Annotated in this window: 20 protein-coding genes; all 20 read left to right on the forward strand. The window is 39.6% G+C overall.

The features are described 5' to 3' along the window. Positions 1-86: 86 nt before the first annotated feature. The 20 genes from LKE05_RS12220 to wecB all read left to right on the forward strand — a co-directional run bounded on the left by LKE05_RS12220 (position 87) and on the right by wecB (position 23,927). A complete protein-coding gene (locus tag LKE05_RS12220; RefSeq protein ID WP_308457023.1) occupies positions 87-1,448 on the forward strand; it encodes an LCP family protein in 1,362 nt (453 codons plus the stop codon). Between the two features lie 151 nt (positions 1,449-1,599). Next, positions 1,600-2,058 (forward strand): ribosome maturation factor RimP, encoded by a 459-nt coding sequence (rimP, locus tag LKE05_RS12225; protein WP_308457024.1) that lies wholly within the window; start codon positions 1,600-1,602, stop codon positions 2,056-2,058. Positions 2,059-2,076: 18 nt separating this feature from the next. Continuing rightward, complete coding sequence (gene nusA / locus LKE05_RS12230; protein WP_022230141.1) at positions 2,077-3,102, forward strand: transcription termination factor NusA; 1,026 nt, start codon at positions 2,077-2,079, stop codon at positions 3,100-3,102. Between the two features lie 5 nt (positions 3,103-3,107). Continuing rightward, positions 3,108-3,362, forward strand: coding sequence for an RNase P modulator RnpM (gene rnpM, locus LKE05_RS12235; RefSeq protein ID WP_022230142.1), 255 nt, complete (start codon positions 3,108-3,110; stop codon positions 3,360-3,362). After that, the gene (locus tag LKE05_RS12240; RefSeq protein WP_022230143.1) at positions 3,359-3,661 is read left to right on the forward strand and encodes a L7Ae/L30e/S12e/Gadd45 family ribosomal protein; all 303 of its coding nucleotides are present in this window, start codon (positions 3,359-3,361) and stop codon (positions 3,659-3,661) included. Before rnpM ends, LKE05_RS12240 begins: the two co-directional genes overlap by 4 nt. 34 nt (positions 3,662-3,695) lie before the next feature. Continuing rightward, the gene (infB, locus tag LKE05_RS12245) at positions 3,696-6,179 is read left to right on the forward strand and encodes a translation initiation factor IF-2 (RefSeq protein WP_308457025.1); all 2,484 of its coding nucleotides are present in this window, start codon (positions 3,696-3,698) and stop codon (positions 6,177-6,179) included. Between the two features lie 41 nt (positions 6,180-6,220). After that, positions 6,221-6,559 carry a 30S ribosome-binding factor RbfA gene (gene rbfA / locus LKE05_RS12250; RefSeq protein WP_022230145.1) on the forward strand — a complete coding sequence of 113 codons (339 nt, stop codon included), beginning with the start codon at positions 6,221-6,223 and terminating at the stop codon, positions 6,557-6,559. Positions 6,560-6,571: 12 nt separating this feature from the next. Next, the gene (locus LKE05_RS12255) at positions 6,572-7,531 is read left to right on the forward strand and encodes a DHH family phosphoesterase (RefSeq protein ID WP_308457026.1); all 960 of its coding nucleotides are present in this window, start codon (positions 6,572-6,574) and stop codon (positions 7,529-7,531) included. An 11-nt stretch (positions 7,532-7,542) separates the two neighbouring features. Then, positions 7,543-8,412, forward strand: a complete 870-nt coding sequence (truB, locus tag LKE05_RS12260) for a tRNA pseudouridine(55) synthase TruB (protein WP_308457027.1) — start codon at positions 7,543-7,545, stop codon at positions 8,410-8,412. A 13-nt stretch (positions 8,413-8,425) separates the two neighbouring features. Then, complete coding sequence (locus tag LKE05_RS12265) at positions 8,426-9,328, forward strand: bifunctional riboflavin kinase/FAD synthetase (RefSeq protein ID WP_308457028.1); 903 nt, start codon at positions 8,426-8,428, stop codon at positions 9,326-9,328. Positions 9,329-9,350: 22 nt separating this feature from the next. Next, entirely contained in the window at positions 9,351-10,709 is a 1,359-nt protein-coding gene (gene glmU / locus LKE05_RS12270) for a bifunctional UDP-N-acetylglucosamine diphosphorylase/glucosamine-1-phosphate N-acetyltransferase GlmU (RefSeq protein ID WP_022230149.1), read from the forward strand. 70 nt (positions 10,710-10,779) lie between these two features. Continuing rightward, the gene (gene pth / locus LKE05_RS12275) at positions 10,780-11,346 is read left to right on the forward strand and encodes an aminoacyl-tRNA hydrolase (protein ID WP_147513588.1); all 567 of its coding nucleotides are present in this window, start codon (positions 10,780-10,782) and stop codon (positions 11,344-11,346) included. Positions 11,347-11,392: 46 nt separating this feature from the next. Continuing rightward, positions 11,393-14,923, forward strand: a complete 3,531-nt coding sequence (gene mfd / locus LKE05_RS12280; RefSeq protein ID WP_308457029.1) for a transcription-repair coupling factor — start codon at positions 11,393-11,395, stop codon at positions 14,921-14,923. 20 nt (positions 14,924-14,943) lie between these two features. Continuing rightward, a complete protein-coding gene (locus LKE05_RS12285) occupies positions 14,944-15,894 on the forward strand; it encodes a peptidylprolyl isomerase (RefSeq protein ID WP_308457030.1) in 951 nt (316 codons plus the stop codon). A gap of 173 nt (positions 15,895-16,067) precedes the next feature. Beyond that, the gene (gene gltX / locus LKE05_RS12290) at positions 16,068-17,708 is read left to right on the forward strand and encodes a glutamate--tRNA ligase (protein WP_308457031.1); all 1,641 of its coding nucleotides are present in this window, start codon (positions 16,068-16,070) and stop codon (positions 17,706-17,708) included. 6 nt (positions 17,709-17,714) lie between these two features. Continuing rightward, positions 17,715-19,382 carry a glutamine--tRNA ligase/YqeY domain fusion protein gene (locus tag LKE05_RS12295; RefSeq protein WP_308457032.1) on the forward strand — a complete coding sequence of 556 codons (1,668 nt, stop codon included), beginning with the start codon at positions 17,715-17,717 and terminating at the stop codon, positions 19,380-19,382. 16 nt (positions 19,383-19,398) lie between these two features. Then, positions 19,399-20,592, forward strand: a complete 1,194-nt coding sequence (locus LKE05_RS12300; RefSeq protein WP_022230155.1) for an aminotransferase-like domain-containing protein — start codon at positions 19,399-19,401, stop codon at positions 20,590-20,592. 20 nt (positions 20,593-20,612) lie between these two features. Continuing rightward, positions 20,613-21,614 carry a tryptophan--tRNA ligase gene (gene trpS, locus LKE05_RS12305; RefSeq protein WP_022230156.1) on the forward strand — a complete coding sequence of 334 codons (1,002 nt, stop codon included), beginning with the start codon at positions 20,613-20,615 and terminating at the stop codon, positions 21,612-21,614. Positions 21,615-21,649: 35 nt separating this feature from the next. Further along, the gene (locus LKE05_RS12310) at positions 21,650-22,756 is read left to right on the forward strand and encodes a glycosyltransferase family 4 protein (RefSeq protein ID WP_308457033.1); all 1,107 of its coding nucleotides are present in this window, start codon (positions 21,650-21,652) and stop codon (positions 22,754-22,756) included. Positions 22,757-22,772: 16 nt separating this feature from the next. Beyond that, positions 22,773-23,927: a non-hydrolyzing UDP-N-acetylglucosamine 2-epimerase gene (gene wecB, locus LKE05_RS12315; protein ID WP_022230158.1), complete on the forward strand. Its 1,155-nt coding sequence runs from the start codon at positions 22,773-22,775 to the stop codon at positions 23,925-23,927. Positions 23,928-23,949: the final 22 nt, after the last annotated feature.

Below are 23,949 nucleotides of genomic sequence, written 5' to 3' on the forward strand. Positions count from 1 at the left end.
CTATTGACGAGAGTAAGTTTGAATGGTATAATTAAAATATATTGTATTTTTTTGAAACATAGATGAATATTTTTGGAGGTTAAAGAGTGAAAGTTAAATTTAATGTAAAAAGATATTTTCAAGTGCTTGGAATATCACTCGCAGTGATTATTGCCGTGGCAGCTGTCTGTATGGGAATTGACTTTTCGGGCTCAAACAATGAGGAAGCAGTGGACAACACTTCGACTGTTGAGGCGGCAGACGGAAAGATAAACGTTTTACTTATGGGTGTTGACGTTGACGGCTTGAGAACAGACGCAATAATGCTGGCAAGTTTTGATACCGAAACAAAAGAGGTGAATATGCTCTCAATTCCTCGTGATACAAAAATGTATATAGGAAACCGTTATCAAAAAATTAACGCCGCACACGCATTTGTGGATGAAAGCGGAGAAATCGGCGGTGCGACAGCAACTTGTGAGGCGGTAACGAGAATAACGGGTATTCCGATAAATTACTATGTTGATTTCAGCTTTGACGCTGTTGCTCACGTTATAGACGAACTTGGTCCTATTGAATTTACAATTCCGGATCTTTACGGCGACGGTGTAGGTATGGTATATGATGACCCTGTACAGAGTCTGCATATAAATCTTCCGCCGGGAGATTATCAGATGAACGGTCAGCAGGCTGTATGGCTTATGCGTTACAGACACGGTAATGTCAATCCGTCAACCGGTGTATTTAAAGGTTATGTAAACGGTGACAGTGACAGAGTTGAAATGCAGCAGAAATTCCTGAAAGCTGTTGTAGACCAAAAGGTTAATGCATCTTTGATTTTGAAAATTCCTTCAATATTCAAGGATATAAGCTCTGAAATTAAGACAAACTTTACAGTAAGTGAAGTTATTAAGTATTCAAAATATTTGGCTGATTTCTCAAGCGTGAATATTCATTCGTATTCATTGCCTGGTGAATATAGTTCAGATTCAGCGAACGGCGACGTTTGGATACCTAATATGGACGAAATCAGAACGATGGTACAAGATGTGTTCGGTTATCCTGCAGATAATATCACAACGGACAATCCTAAAAATGCTACAAGAGAGAGCGGTAGTTCTTCATCAAGCGGTATATCTTCAAGCTCGTCAAACACTTCAAATTCATCAAATTCATCAAATTCATCAAACTCAAAAAGCAGAAGTTCAAATTCATCATACAGTTCATCGGGAACTTCGGGTTCATCAAGCTCAGGTACCTCAAACAGTTCATCAAGCTCATCATCCGGTTCATCAAACTCATCATCCAGTTCGTCATCAAATCATGAAACGACCGAAGAAAGTACGGGAACATCAAGTTCTTCTCACGAGAGTACAGGTGAAAGATATGAATCAAGCGAAGAATCAAGCGGTGAATCTTCGAGTTCTGAATACAGTAGCAGTGAAAGCAATGACGGCAGCGATGAATAATAAAGATAAAATCACAAAAAAGTCTTGAAATTGTTGGATTTATGTGATATAATATCTTTTAAAGCGGAATATACTATATTCAGAAAGAGTGGGTTTACCCACTCTTTCATATTTATATGAAAAGATTTTTTGAAAAGTTACGGAGGTACAAATGGCTAACGGAACAGAAATCCGAGCACTTGAACTCGGAGAACAAATTGCACAGAAACAAAATGTATATATTGTTGATGTGACATACAAAAAAACCGATGACACTTATTCGCTATGCTATTATATTGACAAAGAGGGCGGAATTGGTATAGATGAATGTGAATTGTTTTCAAAGGCAGTAGAAGAACTTCTTGACGCGGAAGATTTTATTGAAGAAAATTATACGCTTGAAGTTTCGTCACCGGGGGCAGACAGAAAACTTACAAAGGAACGTGAATTTCTTTATTATATCGGCAGAGAGGTTGACGTAAAGCTTTACAAAGCAGAAAACGGCGTAAAGGAATTTACAGGCGTTTTAAAGGATTACAAGGATAAAACAGCATTTGTTGAACTTGATGGGGAAGTGAAAGAAATACCTGTTAAGCAAGCAGTTTATATAAGATTATCATTTAAGTTTTAGAGAGGAAGATTTATAAAAATGGAAAAGGGATTATTTGAGGTTCTTACGGAAATCTGTAACGAAAAGGGCATAAGTCAAGAGGTGCTTATAGACGCTCTTGAAGCGGCTCTTGTTGCGGCATATAAGAAAAACTTTTATTCAGCACAAAACGTTGAGGTTTCAATAGACAGAGAAAGCGGAACTGTAAAGGTATTTGCAAAGAAAGAAGTTGTTGACCTTGTATATGACGAATTTGAAGAAATTTCACTTGAGGACGCAAGAGCAATCAACGGTAATTATCAAATCGGTGATATGGTAAATATAGAAGTAACACCGAAAGATTTTGGCAGAATCAGTGCAATGACTGCAAAACAAGTTGTTACGCAGAGAATAAGAGAGGCTGAAAGAGGAATAATTTACAGTGAATACACCGAAAAGACAAATGACATAGTTTCGGGAACAATCGAGAGAATAGAAAAAGGAAACGTATTTATTGACATCGGCAAAATCGAAGCAATGCTGCCTGAAAAAGAACAGCCAATCGGCGAAACATATGAAGTAGGTCAAGTGCTTAAATGCTATGTGAGCGAAGTGAAAAGCGGAACAAAGGGTACACAGATTATAGTTTCAAGAACTCATCCGGGACTTGTAAAAAAGTTGTTTGAGGCAGAAGTACCTGAAATTGCCGAGGGTATTGTTGAGATAAAGAACATTGCGCGTGAGGGCGGTTCAAGAACAAAGATTGCCGTTTATTCAAACGATCCTAACGTTGACGCACAAGGTGCTTGTATCGGACCGAAGGGTATAAGAGTTCAGAATATCGGCGAAGAATTGAAGAATGAAAAGATTGATATAGTTAAGTGGAGCGAAGACCCTGCCGAATTTATTGCGGCAAGTTTAAGTCCTGCCAAGGTTATTTCAGCTGAAATCAACGAAGAGGAAAAGAGTGCACACGTTGTTGTACCTGAATATCAGCTTTCGCTTGCAATAGGCAGAGCAGGTCAGAATGTACGTCTTGCGGCAAGACTTACAGGCTGGAAAATAGACATCAGTGCGGAGGACTAATATATATGAAGCACATACCACAAAGGATGTGCGTTGCGTGCAGAAAAATGTATCCGCAAAATGAACTTATAAGATTGGTTCGTGACAACAAAACAGGTGAGATTAAATTCGACTGTGATAAAAAATTATTCGGACGTGGTGCTTATATTTGCAAGAATATAGACTGTATTCGAAATGCGGAGAAAAAAAGAGGGATTGAGCGTCATTTTAAATGTGCCGTCCCAAAGGAACTATATAAAGCGGCGGAGGAATTGATTTGAACAACAAATTTTTAGGTATGCTCGGCTTGGCAAAAAGAGCCGGTAAGGTGCAGACAGGTGAAGATATATGTTCAAAAGCCGTTAAAAGCGGTGTTTCAAAGCTTATTATAGTAGCGTGTGACGCATCTGATAATACAAAAAAATCAATAACCGATTCATGCAAATTTTATAAAACGAAATTTGTTGAGGCGGGAAGTAAGGCGGAGCTTGGCAAGTTTACAGGAGCAGACAGCCGTGCGGTAGTTTCCGTAAATGACGACAATTTTGCGAAAGCAATTTTAGATAGATTAAACGACTAATCCCTCTGGGACATGGAGAAAGGGTGATGCAAATATGGCAGATAAGATAAAATTAGGTGAGATTTCAAAAAATCTAAAGATTACAAATAAGGATATAATAGCTAAACTTGCGGAATTCGGAGTAGAACTAAAGAGTTCGGCAAGCGTGGTTGACGAAGAAACTATCGGTTTGATTTTCGATATTTATACGGAGATGAACCAAGTTTCAGATGAAGAAATCCGCGAAATGCGTGAGGCGGCTTTGAAGAAAGCAAGCGAAGACGGCAATGACGAAGAAAAGCCGGCGAAAAAGCCTGCAAAGAAAACTGAAGAAAAGGCTGAAAAACCTGCTAAGAAAGAAGAAAAGAAAGCAGAAGAAAAACCTGTTAAAGAAGTTAAAAAGACTGAAGAAAAAGCAGAGGTAAAAGCCGAAGTTAAGACTGAAACAAAGGCTGAAAAGAAAGAAGAAAAGCAAAAGCAAGAAAAGCATAAGAAAGTTGCAAAGAAACAGTCGGGTCAAAGAATTGACTTAAGCAATATCGACCATACCAATACGGAAGAAGAGTATGTTGTAAAGACGGAGGAAAAGAAACGTTATGTTGATACCCGTCAATCAACTGTTGAACTTGATACAATAGAATCCCGTGAACGTATTGAAGATATGGTTCCTGATAATATCAAGATGGATAAAAAGGGCGGTAAAGCTAAAAATAAAAAGGGCGGCAAAAACCGTCGTGAAAAGGAAAAGAACCAACAGCCTAAAAAGGAAATAAAGGCTAAGGTTATAACAGAGGTTGAAATCCCTGAAACAATTACAGTCGGTGAATTTGCGTCTAAGATGGGTAAGACATCGGCAGAAGTTGTTAAAAAACTTATGATGCTTGGAGTTATGGCATCACAAAACCAAGCTATCGACTTTGAAACAGCACAGCTTATCGGTGACGATTTCGGTATTGAAGTTAAACAGGAAGTTGTTCTTACAAAAGAAGATATGCTTATGATTGAAACCGAGGAAGAAGATAAGCCGGAAGATCTTGTTCCGCGTCCTCCTGTAGTTGTTGTAATGGGTCACGTTGACCACGGTAAGACATCACTTCTTGACGCAATCCGTGACACAAGCGTAACAGACACAGAGGCTGGCGGTATTACACAGCATATCGGTGCTTACAGCGTTAAACTAAACGACAGACTTATAACATTCCTTGATACACCGGGTCACGAAGCGTTTACAACAATGCGTGCGAGAGGTGCACAGGTAACTGACGTTGCAATACTTGTTGTTGCGGCTGATGACGGTATTATGCCACAGACAATCGAGGCTATTAACCATGCAAAAGCGGCAGGTGTTACAATCGTTGTTGCAATTAACAAGATTGATAAAGACGGTGCTAACCCTGAAAGAGTTAAGCAAATGCTTGTCGAGTACGATCTTGTACCTGAAGAATGGGGCGGAGATACTGTCTGCGTTGAAATTTCGGCTAAAAAGAGAATTAACATTGACGGACTTTTGGAAATGGTACTTCTTGTTGCAGATATGCAGGAGCTAAAGGCTAACCCTAACAGAGATGCGCAAGGTACTGTAATCGAGGCTGAAATCGATAAGGGCAGAGGTCCTGTTGCGACTGTTCTTGTACAGAACGGTACACTTAAAGTCGGTGATTTTGTAATTGCCGGAACAGCTGTCGGCAGAGTTCGTGCGATGGTAAACGATAAGGGCAGACGTGTTAAGACTGCACCGCCGTCAACACCGGTTGAAATTCTTGGCTTGTCGGAGGCACCGTCGGGTGGCGACACATTTATGGTCGTTGAAAACGAAAAACTTGCACGTGACGTTGCTGAACAGAGAAAACAGGAACTTCAAGAAAATAAATTTAATCAAGTTGTTAAAGTATCACTTGATAACTTGTTCAGCCAGATTGACGAGGGTAACATGAAAGAGCTTGACGTTATCATCAAGGCTGACGTACAAGGTAGCGTTGAGGCTGTTAAACAGTCACTTGAAAAATTGTCTAACGATGAAGTCAGAGTAAGAGCAATTCACGGCGGTGTAGGTGCGATTAACGAATCTGACGTAATGCTTGCAAATGCGTCAAATGCTATCATTGTCGGCTTTAACGTAAGACCTGACGCAGGTGCACTTGCGTCGGCTGAACAGAATGAAGTTGATATAAGACTTTACAGAGTTATTTATCAGGCAATCGAAGAAATTGAGGCTGCTATGAAGGGTATGCTTGACCCTGAATTTAAGGAAGTCGTTATCGGTTATGCGGAAGTACGTCAGACATTCAAGGTGTCAAACGTGGGTACTATCGCAGGTTGTTATGTAACACAAGGCAAAATTCAGCGTAATGCTGAAATTCGTATCGTTCGTAACGGTATCATAGTTCACGAGGGTACTATAAATTCTCTAAAGAGATTTAAAGATGACGCAAAAGAAGTTGCGGAAAACTTTGAATGTGGTATTGGTGTTGAAAACTTCAACGATATTAAAGAGGGCGATACTATCGAATGTTTTGTTATGGAAGAAATAGAAAGATAGTTATTGGCTGAAATTCAGCCATTCATCGGAGAGGAATAAATATGGCAAGAATTGACAAAATCAATGAAGAAGTTAAGCGTGAACTTGCAAATATAATTCGTGAATTAAAAGATACGCGTATTCCGCTTATGACGAGCGTTGTTACTGTAAATGTGACAAACGATTTGAGATATGCAAAGGCATATATTTCCGTTATGGGCGATGAAGAAACGAAGAAAAAAGCTATGCAGGGCTTAAAGAGTGCCGCCGGCTTTATAAGACGTGAATTGGGTAAACGAATTGATTTAAGATATACGCCGGAATTTGTGTTTGAACTTGATGATTCAATCGAGCATGGTGCAAATATCGAAAGACTTCTTAATAATATAAACAAGAAATAAAGGGGATTAGTTATGCAGGCTGTTATTGATAAGATAATGGAGGCAAAATCCGTAGCAGTGCTTACTCATTTGAATGAGGATCCGGATACAATCGGCTCATGCTTTGCATTTGCAAAGGTTATGAGAAAGTTGGGTAAAGAGGCGACCGTATATGTAAACGGAAGAATTGAGTCAAGATTGGCATTTATAGGTGATGATTATGTTTTGTATCAAGAGGGTATGAAACATAATCACGACCTTTGCGCGTGCATTGACTGCGGTGATTTGGGACGTATAGCAGAGAGAAAGTCCCTCTTTGAAGAAATAAATAATTCAATAAATATTGACCATCACTTGACAAACACTAATTTTGCCGATGCAAATTATGTTGACGGTAAAGCGGCTGCGGCAGGTGAAATTTTGTATGCTTTATTTGAAAAAATGGGCATTGAATTGGATAATGATATTGCCAAGGATTTGTATACGGCAATATGCTCCGATACGGGTTGCTTTAAGTACAGTAACGTTACGTCTAAAACAATGCGTACGGCGGCAAACCTTTTGGAATATGATTTTGACCATGCGGAAGTGGCAAGACTGCTTTTTGACAGTGAGTCGCTTGCGGCGGCGAAATTAAAAGCAGAAATTACCGAAAATATCAAGGAATATGCAGACGGTAAAATTAAAGCGGTAATTACCGATGAAAAAATCGGTGCAAAGTACGGAATGGGTAAGGAAGATATTCCGAATTTGGTTGATATTCCGAGAAGAATTGAGGGTACTGAAATTGCGGTTTGCATAAAACGTACAAACAACGGTTTCAGACTTAATTTGCGTTCAAACGGTAAAGCCGACGTTGCGGAAGTTGCAATGAAGTTCGGCGGCGGCGGTCATATTAAAGCGGCAGGTGCGACTTTGGATTTCGATTCAACCGAAAAAGCCGAAAGGGCTGTTATCGACGCTTGCAAAAGAGCTTTGGATAAAATAATTTAACGGAGATTATAATGAACGGTATAATTATAATAGATAAGCCTTTGGGACGTACTTCGCATGATATGGTTTATGTTATGCGTAAGATGACGGGTATAAAAAAGGTTGGACATACGGGAACGCTTGACCCTGAGGCAACTGGCGTGCTGCCTGTTTGTATCGGCTCTGCAACAAAGGTTGCGGATATGCTTACTTTGTCGGACAAGTGTTACAGAGCTGAGTTTGTGCTTGGTATGACGACCGATACGCAGGATGCTGACGGTGAAGTGCTTACGGAGTGTGAAGTGACTTGCAGTGAAGATGAAATCAGACAAGCTATAATGAGCTTTGTCGGTGAAATCGAGCAGATACCGCCTATGTATTCTGCGATAAAGCAAAACGGCAAGAAACTTTACGAACTTGCAAGAAAAGGTATCGAAGTTGAGAGGAAAAGCCGTAAGGTGACGATAAATTCTATTGATATACTTGAAATTAACGGCGAACGTGTGACTATTGACGTTTCGTGTTCAAAAGGTACATATATCAGAACACTTTGCGAGGATATAGGTATGAAACTGCACGTCGGTGCGTATATGAACACATTAAGACGTACAAAAACAGGACCGTTTACGATAGAAGAAAGCCACACTCTAAAGGAAATCGAAACATTGAAAAACAACGGCGAGCTTGAAAAAATCATAATTCCCGTTGACAGAATGTTTGAGGAATATCCTAAAATTAAACTTAACCCAAAGCAAGTTAAAAGCGTTACGAACGGTGTACAGATGACGTACAGCGGTAAAGAGGGACAATCTTACCGCGTGTATGACGAAAAAAATAAATTTTTGTGTATATCAAAGATTACAGACGGCAAATTAAAACTTGAAAAATCTTTCTGGAATTAAGGGGGCGATATAAATGAAGATATTCCGTGATAAAACAGATTACGATGGTACGGTTGTTGCACTCGGAAATTTTGACGGACTTCATATCGCTCATATGACGATTATCAGAAACGGTATTAAATATGCAAAAGAAAACGGCTTAAAAAGCGGTGTGCTGTTGTTTGAAGAAAACACAAATGACGTTGTTGGGCATAAGATTGAGCTTATAACGCCGAATGAGGCAAAGTTGGAGCTTTTGGAACGTGAAAAGCCCGATTTTGTGTATATGGAGAAATTTGATAAGGAGTTTATGAAAAAAACTCCCGAAGAATTTGTACAGTATCTTGTTGAAAATCTTCATATAAAGGCTGTTTGTGTCGGATATGATTACAGTTTCGGCTACAAAGCACAAGGTGACGTTAAACTTTTAAAATGGTTTGGCGAGAAATACGGATTTAAAGTGTTTGTTACGGACGTTATAAAGCTTGACGGAAAAATCGTTTCGAGTACATACATAAGGAGCATTATAAAAGCCGGTGATATGGAAAAAGCGGAACGTTTTTTGGGCAGACGTTATTGCATTGAAGGCAATGTTGTGAAAGGTTTGCAGAACGGCAGAAAAATGGGTATTCCGACTGCGAATGTTGATTATGACGTGAATATGGCACTTCCCGAAGAGGGTGTTTACGCAGGTATAACGTATGTGCGTGGAAAGCGTTTGAAATGCGTTGTTAATGTCGGAAAAAATCTGACATTCGGTGCAAGAAAATTGACAGTGGAAAGTCATATCCTTGATTTTGACGAGGATATTTACGGAGAATATATACGCGTGAGTTTTGCGAAAAAACTTAGGGGTGTTATAAAATTTGACGGTGTAGATAAACTTATTGAACAGATACATCACGATATGGAAGTTACATCAAAAATGGATTTATAAGTGTTTTTGAGAGGAGTTATTTATGTTTACAAGTGTAATTTTAGCGGCAGGAATGGGAACAAGAATGAAGTCGAAAATGCCGAAGGTACTTCATAAAGTATGCGGTAAACCGCTTTCAAAGTGGGTTATTGACGCGTCTGAGGCAGCAGGTGCGGACAAGGTTTGCGCGGTTGTCGGTCATAAGGCTGAAACGGTTAAAGAGGTACTCGGCGATGTGTGCGAATTTGCGTTGCAGGCTGAACAAAAAGGTACAGGTCACGCAGTTATGCAAGCTATCGACGTTATAAAAAATTCAAAGGGCGAGGTTGTTATTCTAAACGGTGACACTCCTCTTATAACTGCCGAAACAATAAACAAGGCTATTGAATATCACAAAAATAACGGCAATCAAGCAACTGTTATAACCGCAATTCTTGACGATGCGACAGGTTACGGAAGAATTGTAAGAGATAATGACGGTTCTGTTTTGAAAATCGTTGAGCAAAAGGACGCAAGTAAAGAAGAAAAGAAAATAAACGAAGTAAATTCGGGAATGTACGTTTTTGACGCACAGTCGCTTGTATATGCACTTGATAAGATTACTCCGAACAACGCACAAGGCGAATATTACCTTACAGATACTCTTGAAATACTTCTAAGTGCCGGTAAGAAAATCGGCGGTTACGCAATTTCGGACAATGACGAAATCAGAGGTATAAACGACAGAGTACAGCTTAATGAAGCCGAGAAGATTATGCAAAAGCGTATTAATGAATACCATATGAGAAACGGTGTTACAATGCGTAATCCTGAAAGCGTTTATATCGAAGACGGCGTTGAAATCGGCAATGATACTGAAATTTGTCAGAACGTCACAATAAAGAGCGGTACAAAAATCGGCTCTGACTGCGTTATCGGTTCGGGAAGTATGCTTGACAGAGCGGTTATACATGACGGCGTTGACGTGTTAAGCTCAGTTATACTTGAATCGGAAGTTGACGAGGGTACACACGTAGGACCTTTTGCGTATATCAGACCTAATTGTCATGTGGGTAAGGAAGTTAAAGTCGGCGATTTTGTCGAACTTAAAAATTCAAATATTGACGACGGTACAAAGATTTCTCACCTTACATACATCGGCGACAGCGATGTCGGTAAAAGGGTAAACTTCGGCTGTGGTACTGTAACGTGTAACTATGACGGTAAGAAGAAATACAGAACAACAATCGGTGACGATTGCTTTGTAGGCTGTAATACAAACTTCGTTTCGCCGATTAATGTCGGTGACGGCGTTTATATTGCCGCAGGTTCGACAATAACAGAAGATATTCCTGAAAATAGCTTGTCTATCGCGCGTGCAAGACAGGTTAATAAAGAGGGTTGGAAGGATAAACGTAAGTAATATGAGTTTTAAAGATATTTGGGCAGATAAATTATCTGCCCTTTTTGGACGTAAAGAGGAGATTATACCAATGTATTTAATAGTGGGACTTGGAAATCCGGGTAAGCAGTACGATATGACACGTCATAATATCGGATTTCACACAATAGACTATATTGCGGATAAGTACGGTGCAAAACTTACCAAATTAAAGTTTAAAGCGGTGTACGGTGAGGCGACAATAAGCGGTGAAAAGGTGTACCTTGTAAAACCGCAGACATATATGAATTTAAGCGGTGATTCAGTCGGTGAAATGGCACAGTTTTATAAAATACCGCCTGAAAATATTATTGTAATCAATGACGATATATCTCTTGATGTAGGCAGAATAAGAGTAAGACCGAAAGGAAGTGCCGGCGGTCACAACGGACTTAAATCTATAATATACCGTCTAAACAGCGATACATTCCCAAGAGTAAAAATGGGTGTCGGTGCACCGAAACACGAAGATTATGATTTGGCAGACTTTGTACTCGGCAGATTTACAAAGGAAGAAATTCCTGTAATGGAGGACGCAATAGTTAAAGCGGAAAAAGCCGTTGCGGAGATTATCAAAAACGGTGTACAGTCTGCGATGAATAAGTATAACGGCAAATAAAAAAGTGCATTTTGTCCGTCCACGACAAGGTGTGTAAAGAACGGTTGTGGGCAGAAAGGCTGTAAATATGAATTTTTCTGATATTTTAAACGATTATGCACCGTATAAAGGCATAGTAGAAAATCTTAATAATACGCCTGTTTCTGTTGCGGGAATAGTTGAATCGGCTCAGGGACAGCTTATTTATTCGCTGAAAAATGAAAATAAATCCTCTGCGCTTGTTGTGTGTTACAGTGATATGGAGGCGAGAAAACTTTATTCGGATATGGAATTGTATTCGGATAATGTCTTGTATTTTCCGACAAAGGAATATATTTTCTATAATATCGAAACCTCCGGTCATCAGAACGAGCACGCAAGAATTTCCGTTATACAGAAACTTGTAAGCGGCGGCGATTATATAGTTGTGACAAGCCTTGACGCAATTCTGCAGTATACTTGCGATAAAGAAGAATTTGAGAGCCTTTGTATAGATTTTGAGCTTGGAAAAACGTTTAATCTTGAAAAACTGACGGAGGACCTTGTTGTAATGGGTTACTCAAGAGAGGACAGCGTTGAGGGTGCGGGACAGTTCGCAATCCGCGGCGGAATACTTGATATATTTCCTGTCGGCAACGAAAATCCGTACAGAATCGAATTTTTTGATGATGAAACCGACTCTATAAGAGAGTTTGACACATATACTCAGCGTTCGCTTGATAAGATTGACTTCGCACGTGTGACAACGGCGAATGAGGCGGTTATCACTGACGAAAAACGTGACAGAATTATAGCAGAGCTTGAAAAACGCATAAGAAGTGCAAAACGTAAAAAGAGTGACGAAAGCTATTTTATCGAAACAACCGAATCGGATATAGAAAGCTTTAAGGAAGTAAGATATTTCCCGTCAATAGACAAATATGTATCGCTTGTATATGACAAAATACCGTCAATTACCGATTATTTTTCGGATAATGACCTTGTGTTTATAATTGACCCGAAACGTATAAGCGAGCGTGGCAAGACGTTTGAATGGGAGAAAAACGAAGTAGTAGCCGAACTTAAAGAAAAGGGAATAATCGGTGCTGCAAAGGATAGTTTTTATTGCTCATATCACGATAAAGTGCATGAAATGTCGGCGAAAAAACTTATATCGCTTGATGTTCTTTCTCATTCGTCAACCGACTTTAAATACAAGCACCTTGAAACATTCACAACTAAAACAACTGTTTCGTTCCACGGTAAAATCGAGTATTTGTATGAAGATTTGAGGAATTGGCAAAGTAAAAATTATACTGTCGCAATTCTTTGTACGTCAAGAGGTCGCGGCGAAAACCTTGCAGGTGTGCTTGTTGACAAGGGGATAAGAGCGAGATTTATCGGTGATGACGCAAATAAAGCAAATTTCAATAAAGGCGAAACCGTTATAATAAAGGGTGAACTTAATAAGGGGTTTGAGTATCCCGAAATTAATTTTGTGCTTGTTTCCGACAGAGAAATTTTTGAAACAAAGAAAAGCCGTTCAAGACGTAAAGTTGAAAATGCAAACAGAATTAAGAATTACACAGATATAAGTGTAGGCGACTACGTTGTACATCAAACGCACGGTATCGGTCAATATATGGGTACAAAGAAAATGGTTGTCGGCGGTATAACAAAGGATTACCTTAAAATTCAGTATCAAGGCACAGATTCTTTGTATATTCCGATTGACCAGCTTAATCTGCTTTATAAATATGTCGGCAATACCGATAAAAAGCTGAAACTTAATAAGCTCGGCAGTAACGAATGGAACAAGACAAAGCAGAGAGTAAAACAGTCAACGGAAGAATTGGCGAAAAAACTTGTTGCACTTTATGCGGAACGTGAGAAGGCAAAAGGTTTTGCGTACAGTGAAGACACACCTTGGCAACGTGATTTTGAAGATACGTTCCCATATCAGGAAACGGACGACCAGTTAAGGTCGATTGAAGAAGTTAAAGGCGATATGGAAAGCCAAAAGCCGATGGACAGACTTCTTTGCGGTGACGTTGGTTTCGGTAAAACGGAAATTGCACTTCGTGCGGCATTTAAGGCGGTCGGCGACTCAAAACAAGTCGCATATCTTTGCCCTACGACAATTCTTGCAATGCAGCATTATGAAACGTTTTTAAAACGTATGGAAAGTTTTCCGATAAAGGTTGAAATGCTGTCGCGTTTCCGTACCGCGTCCGAGCAAAAACGTATTTTGAAAAAACTTAAAACGGGCGAAATTGATATAATTATCGGAACGCACAGAATACTTTCAAAGGACTTGGAATTTAAAGATTTGGGATTGCTTATCATAGACGAGGAACAGAGATTTGGTGTTGCACACAAGGAACGGTTAAAGGAATTAAAGCAAAATATAGACGTTCTGACAATGACTGCAACGCCTATACCGCGTACCTTGCATATGGCAATGACGGGTGTAAGAGATATGAGTGTGCTTTCGGAACCACCCGAAAACAGATACCCTGTACAGACGTATGTTTTGGAGGACAATCCGGCAGTTATAGCGGACGCTGTCAGAAATGAACTGTCACGCGGAGGACAGGTGTTTTATCTGTATAACCGTGTACAGGGAATATACAGAAAAGCGGAATGGATACGTTCAATGTTCCCCGATATAACCGTTGCAGTCGGTCACGGTAAGATGAAAGAGGACGAACTTGAAGATATTATGTACGATATGGTAAACGGCAAAACCGACGTACTTGTCTGTACGACTATTATCGAAACAGGTCTTGACATTCCGAATGCGAATACGATTATAATTGAAAATGCCGATAAAATGGGACTTTCACAGCTTTATCAGTTAAGAGGACGTGTCGGACGTTCAAATCGTGCGGCATATGCGTATTTGACGTATCACAGAGATAAGATATTATCGGATATTGCGTCAAAAAGACTTCGTGCGGTAAAGGAATTTACCGAGTTCGGTTCGGGATTTAAAATCGCAATGCGTGACCTTGAGATCAGAGGCGCAGGCAATATTTTAGGACCTGAACAGCACGGACATATGGACGCAGTCGGCTACGATATGTACTGTAAATTGCTGAAAGAAAGCGTTGATGAGGCACAGGGTATTAAGATTGACGATGTGCAGGACGCTGCGATTGATATAAATATTGACGCATATTTGCCTGAAAGCTATATCAGAAACCACAATCAACGTATTGATATATACAAGAAAATCGCGGCAATCGAAACGGAGGACGATAAGTTTGAAATCGAGGACGAACTTATCGACAGATTCGGTGATATACCGAGAGCCGTACAAAATATTATCGAAGTTGCGTCACTTAAAACGTATGCCAAAGAATGTGGTATATATGAAATAGCACAGAGCGGTGACAATCTTTTGATGAAATTCGGCGAAAATTACGTTGACGCAAATCTTATTATGGGACTTGATAAAATGTTCCCTAAACGCATAAAGCTGTTGTCGGGCGACAAACCTGTCATAAGCTATGCGATTAAGGGTGAATATAAGAAAATCTTGAATATTGTAAATAATTTGTTAAGTACAATAAAGGAATTGCAAAGTGCCGAAAAAGATAGTATAATAAAATCATAAGATTTTAAGGAGAAAGACATATGAAATATACAAAACTTGCGGCAGTGGCATTGGCAAGCGTGATGATGTTGAGTGCCTGCGGTCAAAGTGCAAATAGCGACAATCCGATTGTTATGACTGTCGGAGATACACAGATTACCGAGAGTGAATTTAACTATTATATGAACACATATAAGGAAAATTACAATATGGGTCAGGCGAAAAAATCATCGCTTGAATACTGCCAAAGAAACCAGCTTATCGTTGAAGTGGCAAAGGCGATGGATATAAAACTTGACAGTGACACACAGTCTAAATTAAAGGATTATCAAAAGTCGATAAAAGATTCTTATGACCGTGAGGGCGGATATAAGAAGTTTTTAAAGGACAATAACCTGACTGATGATTATATTGATATGCTTGCGTCGGTAAGCTGCTATACGGACGCATTGAAGAAACAAACGGAAACACCAACATTTACGGAAGATGAATTGCGTGAATATTTTAAAGAACATTACAGACGTGTCAAGTATGTGTTGATTTCGACTATCGACTCACAAACCGGTGACGAAGTATCGGACGACAAAAAGGAAGAGGCAAAGAAAACAGCGGAAGAAGTTTTGGAAAAAGCACAAAACGGTGAAGATTTTGACACGCTTATAAGCGATTATTCACCGAATACCGCAAATGATTCCGATGAAAACGGATATATTTTCACCGATAACGAAACAGGTATAGAATTTGAAGAAGGCGTTGATTCGATAAAAGCCGACGAATTTACACTTGTTCAGTCAGATTCGGGATATTATGTAATAAAACGATTGCCGCTTGACGAATCACAGGAATGTTTTGAAGAAGAATATGAAAATGAGGCGGAAACTATCAATACTACAATGCAGAACAACGCATTTTACGAACAAGTTAAAAAATGGTCTGACGAATACGGTATAAAAGTTACCGTAAATGACGAAGTTTTAGACAAAATAAATTAATGAAATTATTAAATCAGAGTATAACATTCTGTTATACTCTGATTTTTTTGCTTTATGCGAAAAAAATTCCCAAAAACCATTGATATTAGAGTTCATTTTAGGTATAATAATATAGAATAGGTATATTAGCTATAATGAAAGGAATTAATAAAAAAATGGACAGTAATAAACAAATGGCAGATCTTTTGTTCAAGAATATAACAAAAACTCCCGACGATTACGAACAAATGTATCCCAAAAGAAATCTTGAAGAGGGTGCGGTTGTAACTCGTTTTGCACCAAGTCCGACAGGATTTTTGCATTTCGGCGGATTGTTTGCCGCATTTATCGGAAAGACGGCGACAAAGTCAACAAACGGTGTATTCTATCTGAGAATAGAAGATACCGATAAAAAACGTGAGGTTGAAAACGGTGTAAGCCTTATAGTAAAGGGACTTAACGATTTCGGTATAGAAATCGATGAGGGTATGCTGTCAGAAACTGACGAAAAGGGTGCATACGGTCCATATACTCAAAGTAAGAGAAAAGATATATATCAGGCATATGTTAAGTCACTTGTTGAGCAGGGACTTGCATATCCGTGCTTTATGACGGAAGAAGAACTTGCAACAATCAGAGAAAAGCAGGAAAGTGAAAAATTACTTCCTGGTGTGTACGGTGAATTTGCAAAGTATCGCGACATCACTGTTGAAGAGGCACAAAAGAGAATTGAAAACGGCGATGAATACGTTGTAAGATTGAAGTCACCGGGTAAGGAAGACAAGAGAATTAAGTTTAAGGATGTTATCAAGGGCGAAATTGAAATGCCTGAAAATATTCTTGACGTTGTACTTTTGAAAAAGGACGGAACTCCTACATACCACTTTGCTCACGTTGTTGACGACCATTTAATGCGTACAACTCACGTTATTCGTGGTGACGAATGGATTTCATCAGTGCCGATACATTTGCAGTTGTTCTGGCTATGCGGTTTAAAACCGCCTAAGTATGCGCACATTTCGCCTATTATGAAAGAGGAAAACGGCGGTAAGCGTAAACTTTCAAAGAGAAAAGACCCTGAGGCGGCAGTAAGCTATTACAGTGAGGTCGGTTATCCGAAAGGCGCAATTTGGGAATACTTAATGACGCTTGCCAATTCAAATTATGAAGATTGGCGTCTTGCAAATCCTAATGAGGATATAGACAACTTTAAGTTTTCGTTCTCGAAAATGAGTAAAGCAGGCGCACTTTTCGATATGGTTAAGCTTGCGGACGTAAGCAAAAACTATATTTGCCGTTTGAGTGCGGAAGAAGTTTATGAAATGGTTACTGATTGGGCAAAGGAAAACAATAAGAAACTATACAAACTTCTTGTTGATGACGAAGAATATGCAAAGGCAATATTTGCGATAGAGCGTGGAAACGCAAAACCGCGTAAAGATATTTCGGCTTGGACAGACGTTGAAAATTACGTTTCGTATTTCTATTCGGAGCTTTGGGACAGAAAATTTGATTTTCCGGATAATCTTTCAAATGATGATATGATAGAAATACTTGAACTTTACAAGCAGATTTACGACGAAAACGTCAGCAGCGACGATTGGTTCCCGCAGGTAAGAGATATGGCGGAAACAATAGGTTATGCTAAAGCACCTAAGGTTTATAAAAAAGACCCTGATTCATATAAGGGACATGTCGGTGATGTCGCAGGCGTTATTCGTGTTGCGGCAACAGGCAGAAGAAATACTCCGGACCTTTACGAAATACTTCAAGTGCTTGGTAAGGACGAAGTGATGAAGAGATTTGACGAAGCAATAGAAAGTTTAAGGGGATAAAGATATATGGAAGAAATATTCAGCAGAAATTTTATTGAAGAAGCAATAGACAAAGACCTTGAGGAAAAAGTGTACGACCATGTACAAACGCGTTTTCCTCCCGAACCTAACGGTTATCTTCATATCGGACACGCAAAGGCTATAAGCATAGATTTCGGTATGGCTGAAAAGTATAACGGAAAATGTAACTTGCGTCTTGACGATACTAACCCTACAAAGGAAGATACAGAATACGTTGACGCAATAATGGAGGATATAAAGTGGCTTGGTTTTAAGTGGGACAAGGTGCTTTATGCGTCTGATTATTTTGACGATATTTATGCGGCGGCTGTAAAACTTATCAAAAAGGGTAAGGCATATGTTGACGATTTGTCACCGGAAGAAATAAGAGAGTACAGAGGTACTCTTAAAACTCCAGGTAAGAACAGTCCGTACAGAGAAAGAACGATTGAAGAAAACTTTGATTTGTTCGAGAGAATGACAAATGGTGAATTTGCGGACGGTGCAAAGGTACTAAGAGCAAAAATCGATATGGCGTCACCTAACCTAAATATGCGTGACCCGATTATTTACAGAATACTTCGTGCACATCATCACAGAACAGGTGATAAGTGGGTAGTTTATCCTATGTATGACTTTGCACATCCTATTTCAGATACTGTTGAGGGTGTTACTCATTCGCTTTGTTCACTTGAATTTGAGGATCACAGACCGCTTTATGATTGGGTATTAAAAGAAGTCGGCTATGAAAGCCCTTCAAGACAGATTGAGTTCGCAAGAATGAATCTTAACTATACGCTTACAAGTAAAAGACGTTGTCTGAAACTTGTTCGTGAAAATATTGTGTCGGGTTGGGACGATCCGAGAATGTCAACACTATGCGGTATGCGCAGACGCGGTTACACACCTGAGGCTATTCGTGATTTCTGCGAAAGAATCGGTGTTTCAAAAGCAAACAGCGTTGTTGACTTTGCTTTGCTTGAGGCTTGTATAAGAGAAGATTTGAATAAGAAAGCACCGAGAGCAATGGCGGTTTTAAGACCGATTAAACTTATAATCGACAATTATCCTGAAGATAAGGTTGAACAGATTGAAGTTGAAGTTAATCCTGAAAATCCTGAAATGGGTAAGAGAACAGTAGAATTTTCGCGTGAACTTTATATAGAAGAAGACGACTTTATGGAGGACGCTCCGAAGAAGTATTTCAGACTTTCACCCGGCAGAGAAGTAAGACTAAAAAGTGCGTATTACGTTACTTGCACAAGCTGTGAAAAGGACGAGAACGGCAATATTATTGCTGTACACTGCACATACGATCCCGAAACCCGCGGCGGTGACTCACCTGACGGACGTAAGGTAAAGGGTACAATTCACTTTGTAAGTGCCGCACACGCAATAGACGCGGAAGTACGTCTTTACGACAGATTGTTTACGGTTGAAAATCCGTCTGACGAAACAGGCGTAAATGACTTTACAGACAATCTTAACAAAGATTCTATGATAGTTCTTAAAAATGCAAAACTTGAAAGCAATTTGACAAATTTAAGTGTAGGAGATAAGTTCCAATTCCTTAGATTGGGATATTTCTGCGTTGATAAAGATTCAACACCTGAAAAGCCTGTTTTCAACAGAACTGTTGCATTAAAAGATTCATGGAAGAAAATTAATAAATAGAAAGAAGTTTTGAAAAATGGAATATACAAAATTTATGGCTGACAGAGTTAAGACGATGAAAGGCAGCGCCATTCGTGAAATGTTCAAGCGTATGGCTGATCCTGAGATTATCTCACTTGCAGGAGGAAACCCTGCGTCTGAATTGTTCCCGGGTGACGAACTTTCAAAAATTGCGGGTAAAATTCTTATGACAAACCCTACTCTTGCTTTGCAGTACGGTACAACAGACGGCTATCCGAAAATGAAAGACTGTGCAAGAAAGCGTGCGGAAAAAGTTAATTCAGTCGGTGAAAATGATGAAATTCTTATTATGACAGGTGCAAATCAAGGTATCGACCTTACTGCAAAGGCTGTATTAAATAAGGGTGACAAGGTTATCGTTGAAAGTCCAAGCTTTATAGGAAGTCTTAATGCGTTCAGAACATATGAGGCTGAACTTGTCGGCGTTACTGTTGAGGCTGACGGTATGAATATGGACGAGCTTGAAGAAACTCTGAAGAATACGGACGGTGTAAAGATGATTTACACAATTCCTACATTCCAAAATCCGACAGGCTGTACAATGTCGCTTGAAAAGAGAAAGCGTATGCTTGAAATCGCATCAAAGTATGACGTGCTAATCCTTGAGGACAATCCTTACGGTGACTTACGTTTTGCAGGTGAGGACGTGCCGACAATCAAGTCGCTTGATACAGAGGACAGAGTTGTTTATGCAGGCTCATTCTCAAAAATTCTTTCACCGGGTATGCGTCTTGGCTACATTGTAGCACCTGCACCGCTTGCGGAAAAGATTGAAATGCTAAAGCAGGTCAATGACGTACATACACCGATGATTACACAGCTTATGTGTGTGGAATTTATGAAGAAGTATGATATAGATAAGTACATTGCAAAGAACAGAGAGCTTTACGGAAAGAAATGTGCCGCAATGGTCAGTGCAATGGAAAAATATTTCCCACAGGGTAAAGTTAAGTGGGTAGTGCCTGAGGGCGGTATATTCCTATGGTGCGAATGCCCTACTATCGAAGATATTACACCGATTGTCGATAAGTGCCTTGAAAAGAAAGTCGCTATCGTACCCGGTTCAAATTTTGCAACGGATATATATGCTCCGTCAAATATGTTCAGACTTAACTATTCATCAGCTACTATTGAAAATATAGAAGAAGGTGTAAGACGTTTGGGAGAAGTCTTGACAGAAATGCTTTAATCTGTGAAAGGAAGATAATAATGGAAGATAAGAAAATCATATTTTCAGGCGTGCAACCGTCGGGAAATCTTACACTCGGAAACTATTTGGGAGCAATAAAAAATTGGGTTGACATACAGAAAGATTATAACTGTATATACTCAATGATGGACTTGCATACAATTACAGTCCGTCAAACTCCTGCTGATATAAGAAGAAGAACTCTTGAAGTGCTTGCTTTGTACATCGCTTGCGGAATTAATCCGGAAGAAACAATTTTGTTTATTCAGTCGCATAACCCAGCACACGCAGAGCTTGGCTGGGTACTTAACTGTTACACATATATGGGTGAATTGCAGAGAATGACGCAGTTTAAGGATAAGTCTGCACGTCATGCCGAAAACATCAATGCGGGATTGTTTACATATCCTGTACTTATGGCGGCAGATATTTTGCTTTACCAAACAGACTATGTGCCTGTAGGTAAGGATCAAATGCAGCATATTGAAATTTGCCGTGACATTGCACAGAGATTTAACTCGCTTTACGGTGATGTATTCAAAATTCCTGAAGGCATGCTTTCAAAGTCGGGTGCAAAGATAATGAGCTTGCAAGAGCCTGAAAAGAAGATGTCAAAGTCAGATCCTAACCCTAAGGGATATATTTCAATGATGGACGATATGAATGTTATCGCCAAGAAGATAAAGAGTGCGGTAACGGACAGTGAGGGTGTTATTGAATATCGTGAAAACGATCCGACAAAAGCCGGAATTAACAACCTTTTGAGCATTATGTCAGCCGTAACAGGCAGGAATATTGAGTCAATCGTAAAGGATTACAGCGGTAAGGGTTACGGTGACTTTAAGAATGACGTTGCGGAGGCGGTTGTTGAATGTATCCGCCCGATCAGAAATGAATATGATAAACTTATTGCCGATAAGCAGTACCTTATGGATATATGTCAAAGAGGTGCTGACAGTGCAAAGAGAATTTCACAGAGAACATTGAAAAAGGTGTATAAGAAAGTCGGCTTTGTGCTGTAATGGAGGGTAATATGTTAACTCGACAAGTTTTATTTATGATATTTGCATTCATCGTATCGTTCGCATTTACGTTTGCAACGACTCCTTTGGTAAGACGATTTGCTTTTAAAATCGGTGCAATAGACATACCGAAAGACAACAGAAGAATGCATAAAAAACCTACACCGCGAATAGGCGGTTTGGCAATTATTTTTGGATTTACGGTGGCGACATTGTGCTTTGCACAGCCGTCGCGGCAGCTTTACGGAACGCTCGCGGGTGCGGCGATTATTGCCGTCATGGGCGTTATAGACGACTGCAAAAATCTGCCCGCTAAGCTGAAATTCGTAATTCAGATTATTGCTGCACTTGTGGTTGTGTTTGCAGGCGATATAAAAATCGATGTGTTCACAAACCCAAATTTCCTAAGCGACAATCCGTATTGGGTACTTCCCGAATGGCTTTCGGTAACGCTTACTGTTATATGGATTGTATTCATAACAAATGCGGTAAACTTTATTGACGGTCTTGACGGATTGGCGGCAGGCGTGTCGGCGATAATGTCTATATCGCTTGTATTTATATCGATAAGAGTGGGTGAATATTCGATTGCAATTTTGGGTATTGCACTTATGGGTTCGTGTTTCGGATTTTTGCCGTTTAACTTTAATCCAGCAAAAATATTTATGGGTGATACAGGCTCGACATTCTTGGGATTTATGCTTGCAACATTGTCTATACAAGGTGTGTTCAAGAGTTATGCGGTAATATCGTTTGCAGTACCGCTTTTGATTTTGGGATTGCCGTTGTTTGACGCATTGTTTGCGATGATTAGACGTATATTGCGCGGACAAAGTCCGATGACTGCGGACAGAGGACACTTGCACCACAGACTTGTGGATATGGGATTTTCCCAGAAACAAACCGTATTTATATTGTACGCAATAAGCGGTGTGCTTGGAATAACGGCTGTACTTTTGGCTGAAAGCGGCGTACTCAGAGCATTGTTGCTTGTAATATGCGTGCTTATACTTCTTTTGATTGGAAGTATGCTTGGAAAGAACAGTTATGTACATCAACATCAGGATAACAGAAATTTGACTGATGATAATGAAATTGACGTTGAAGAAGTTTCCGATAAAAAAGGTAATGAGGATAAGTAGGAAAGGATAGAGAAAAGTGAAAAAGTTAAAGGTTATGACAGTTTTCGGTACAAGACCTGAGGCAATCAAAATGGCTCCGCTTGCACTTGAACTGAAAAAATATGACAATATTGAATCAATCGTATGTGTAACGGCACAGCACAGACAAATGCTTGACCAAGTTCTTGAAATATTCGGCATAACACCTGATTATGACCTTGATATTATGAAGACAAGACAGAGTCTTATCGGAATAACAACAAGAGTTTTGGAAGGTCTTGACGAAGTTATTAAAAAGGAACAGCCTGATATTGTGCTTGTACACGGCGACACATCAACAAGTTTCGTTGCGGCACTTGCGGCTTTTTATAATCAAGTCAAGGTCGGACACGTTGAGGCAGGTCTAAGAACATACGATAAATATTCTCCGTTCCCTGAAGAAATGAACAGACAGCTTACAGGCAGAATCGCCGATCTTAATTTCTCACCGACAGAGCAAAACAGAAAGAATTTACTTAAAGAAAATGTTTCGGACGATATTATTTATATAACCGGTAATACGGTTATTGACGCACTTAAAACAACTGTCCGTGATGATTATAAGTTCAAGGATGAGTGCCTTAACAACCTTGATTTTGACAATAAGAGAGTAATTATTGTAACTGCTCACAGACGCGAAAATCTTGGTAAACCGCTTGAAAATATCTGTAATGCGCTAAAGCAGATTGTTACGGAATATGAAGATGTTGAACTTGTATATCCTGTTCACTTAAATCCGGCTGTTCGTGAAACTGCGTTCGGTATTCTCGGCGATATGGACAGAGTACATCTTATTGATCCTCTTGACGTTGAGGAACTTCATAATGCTATGTCACGTTCGTTTATGGTTATGACAGACAGCGGCGGAATACAGGAAGAAGCACCGGCACTTGCAAAGCCTGTTTTGGTACTTAGAAAAGAAACAGAACGTCCTGAGGCTGTTGCGGCAGGCACGGTTAAAATAGCAGGTGTTGAAAAGGACGATATTGTTCGTCTTGCAAAGGAATTGCTTGACAGTGAAGATGCGTATAATAAAATGGCACACGCTGCTAACCCTTACGGTGACGGTGAAGCGTCAAGAAGAACTGTTGAAGCTATTCTTTACGCATTTGGTTACAGTGATAAACGTCCTGAGAACTTTTCAGTAAAATAAATATGAGAATGGGAAAATTTCA

The organism is Hominilimicola fabiformis (assembly GCF_020687385.1).
GTDB lineage: Bacteria > Bacillota > Clostridia > UBA1381 > UBA1381 > Hominilimicola > Hominilimicola fabiformis.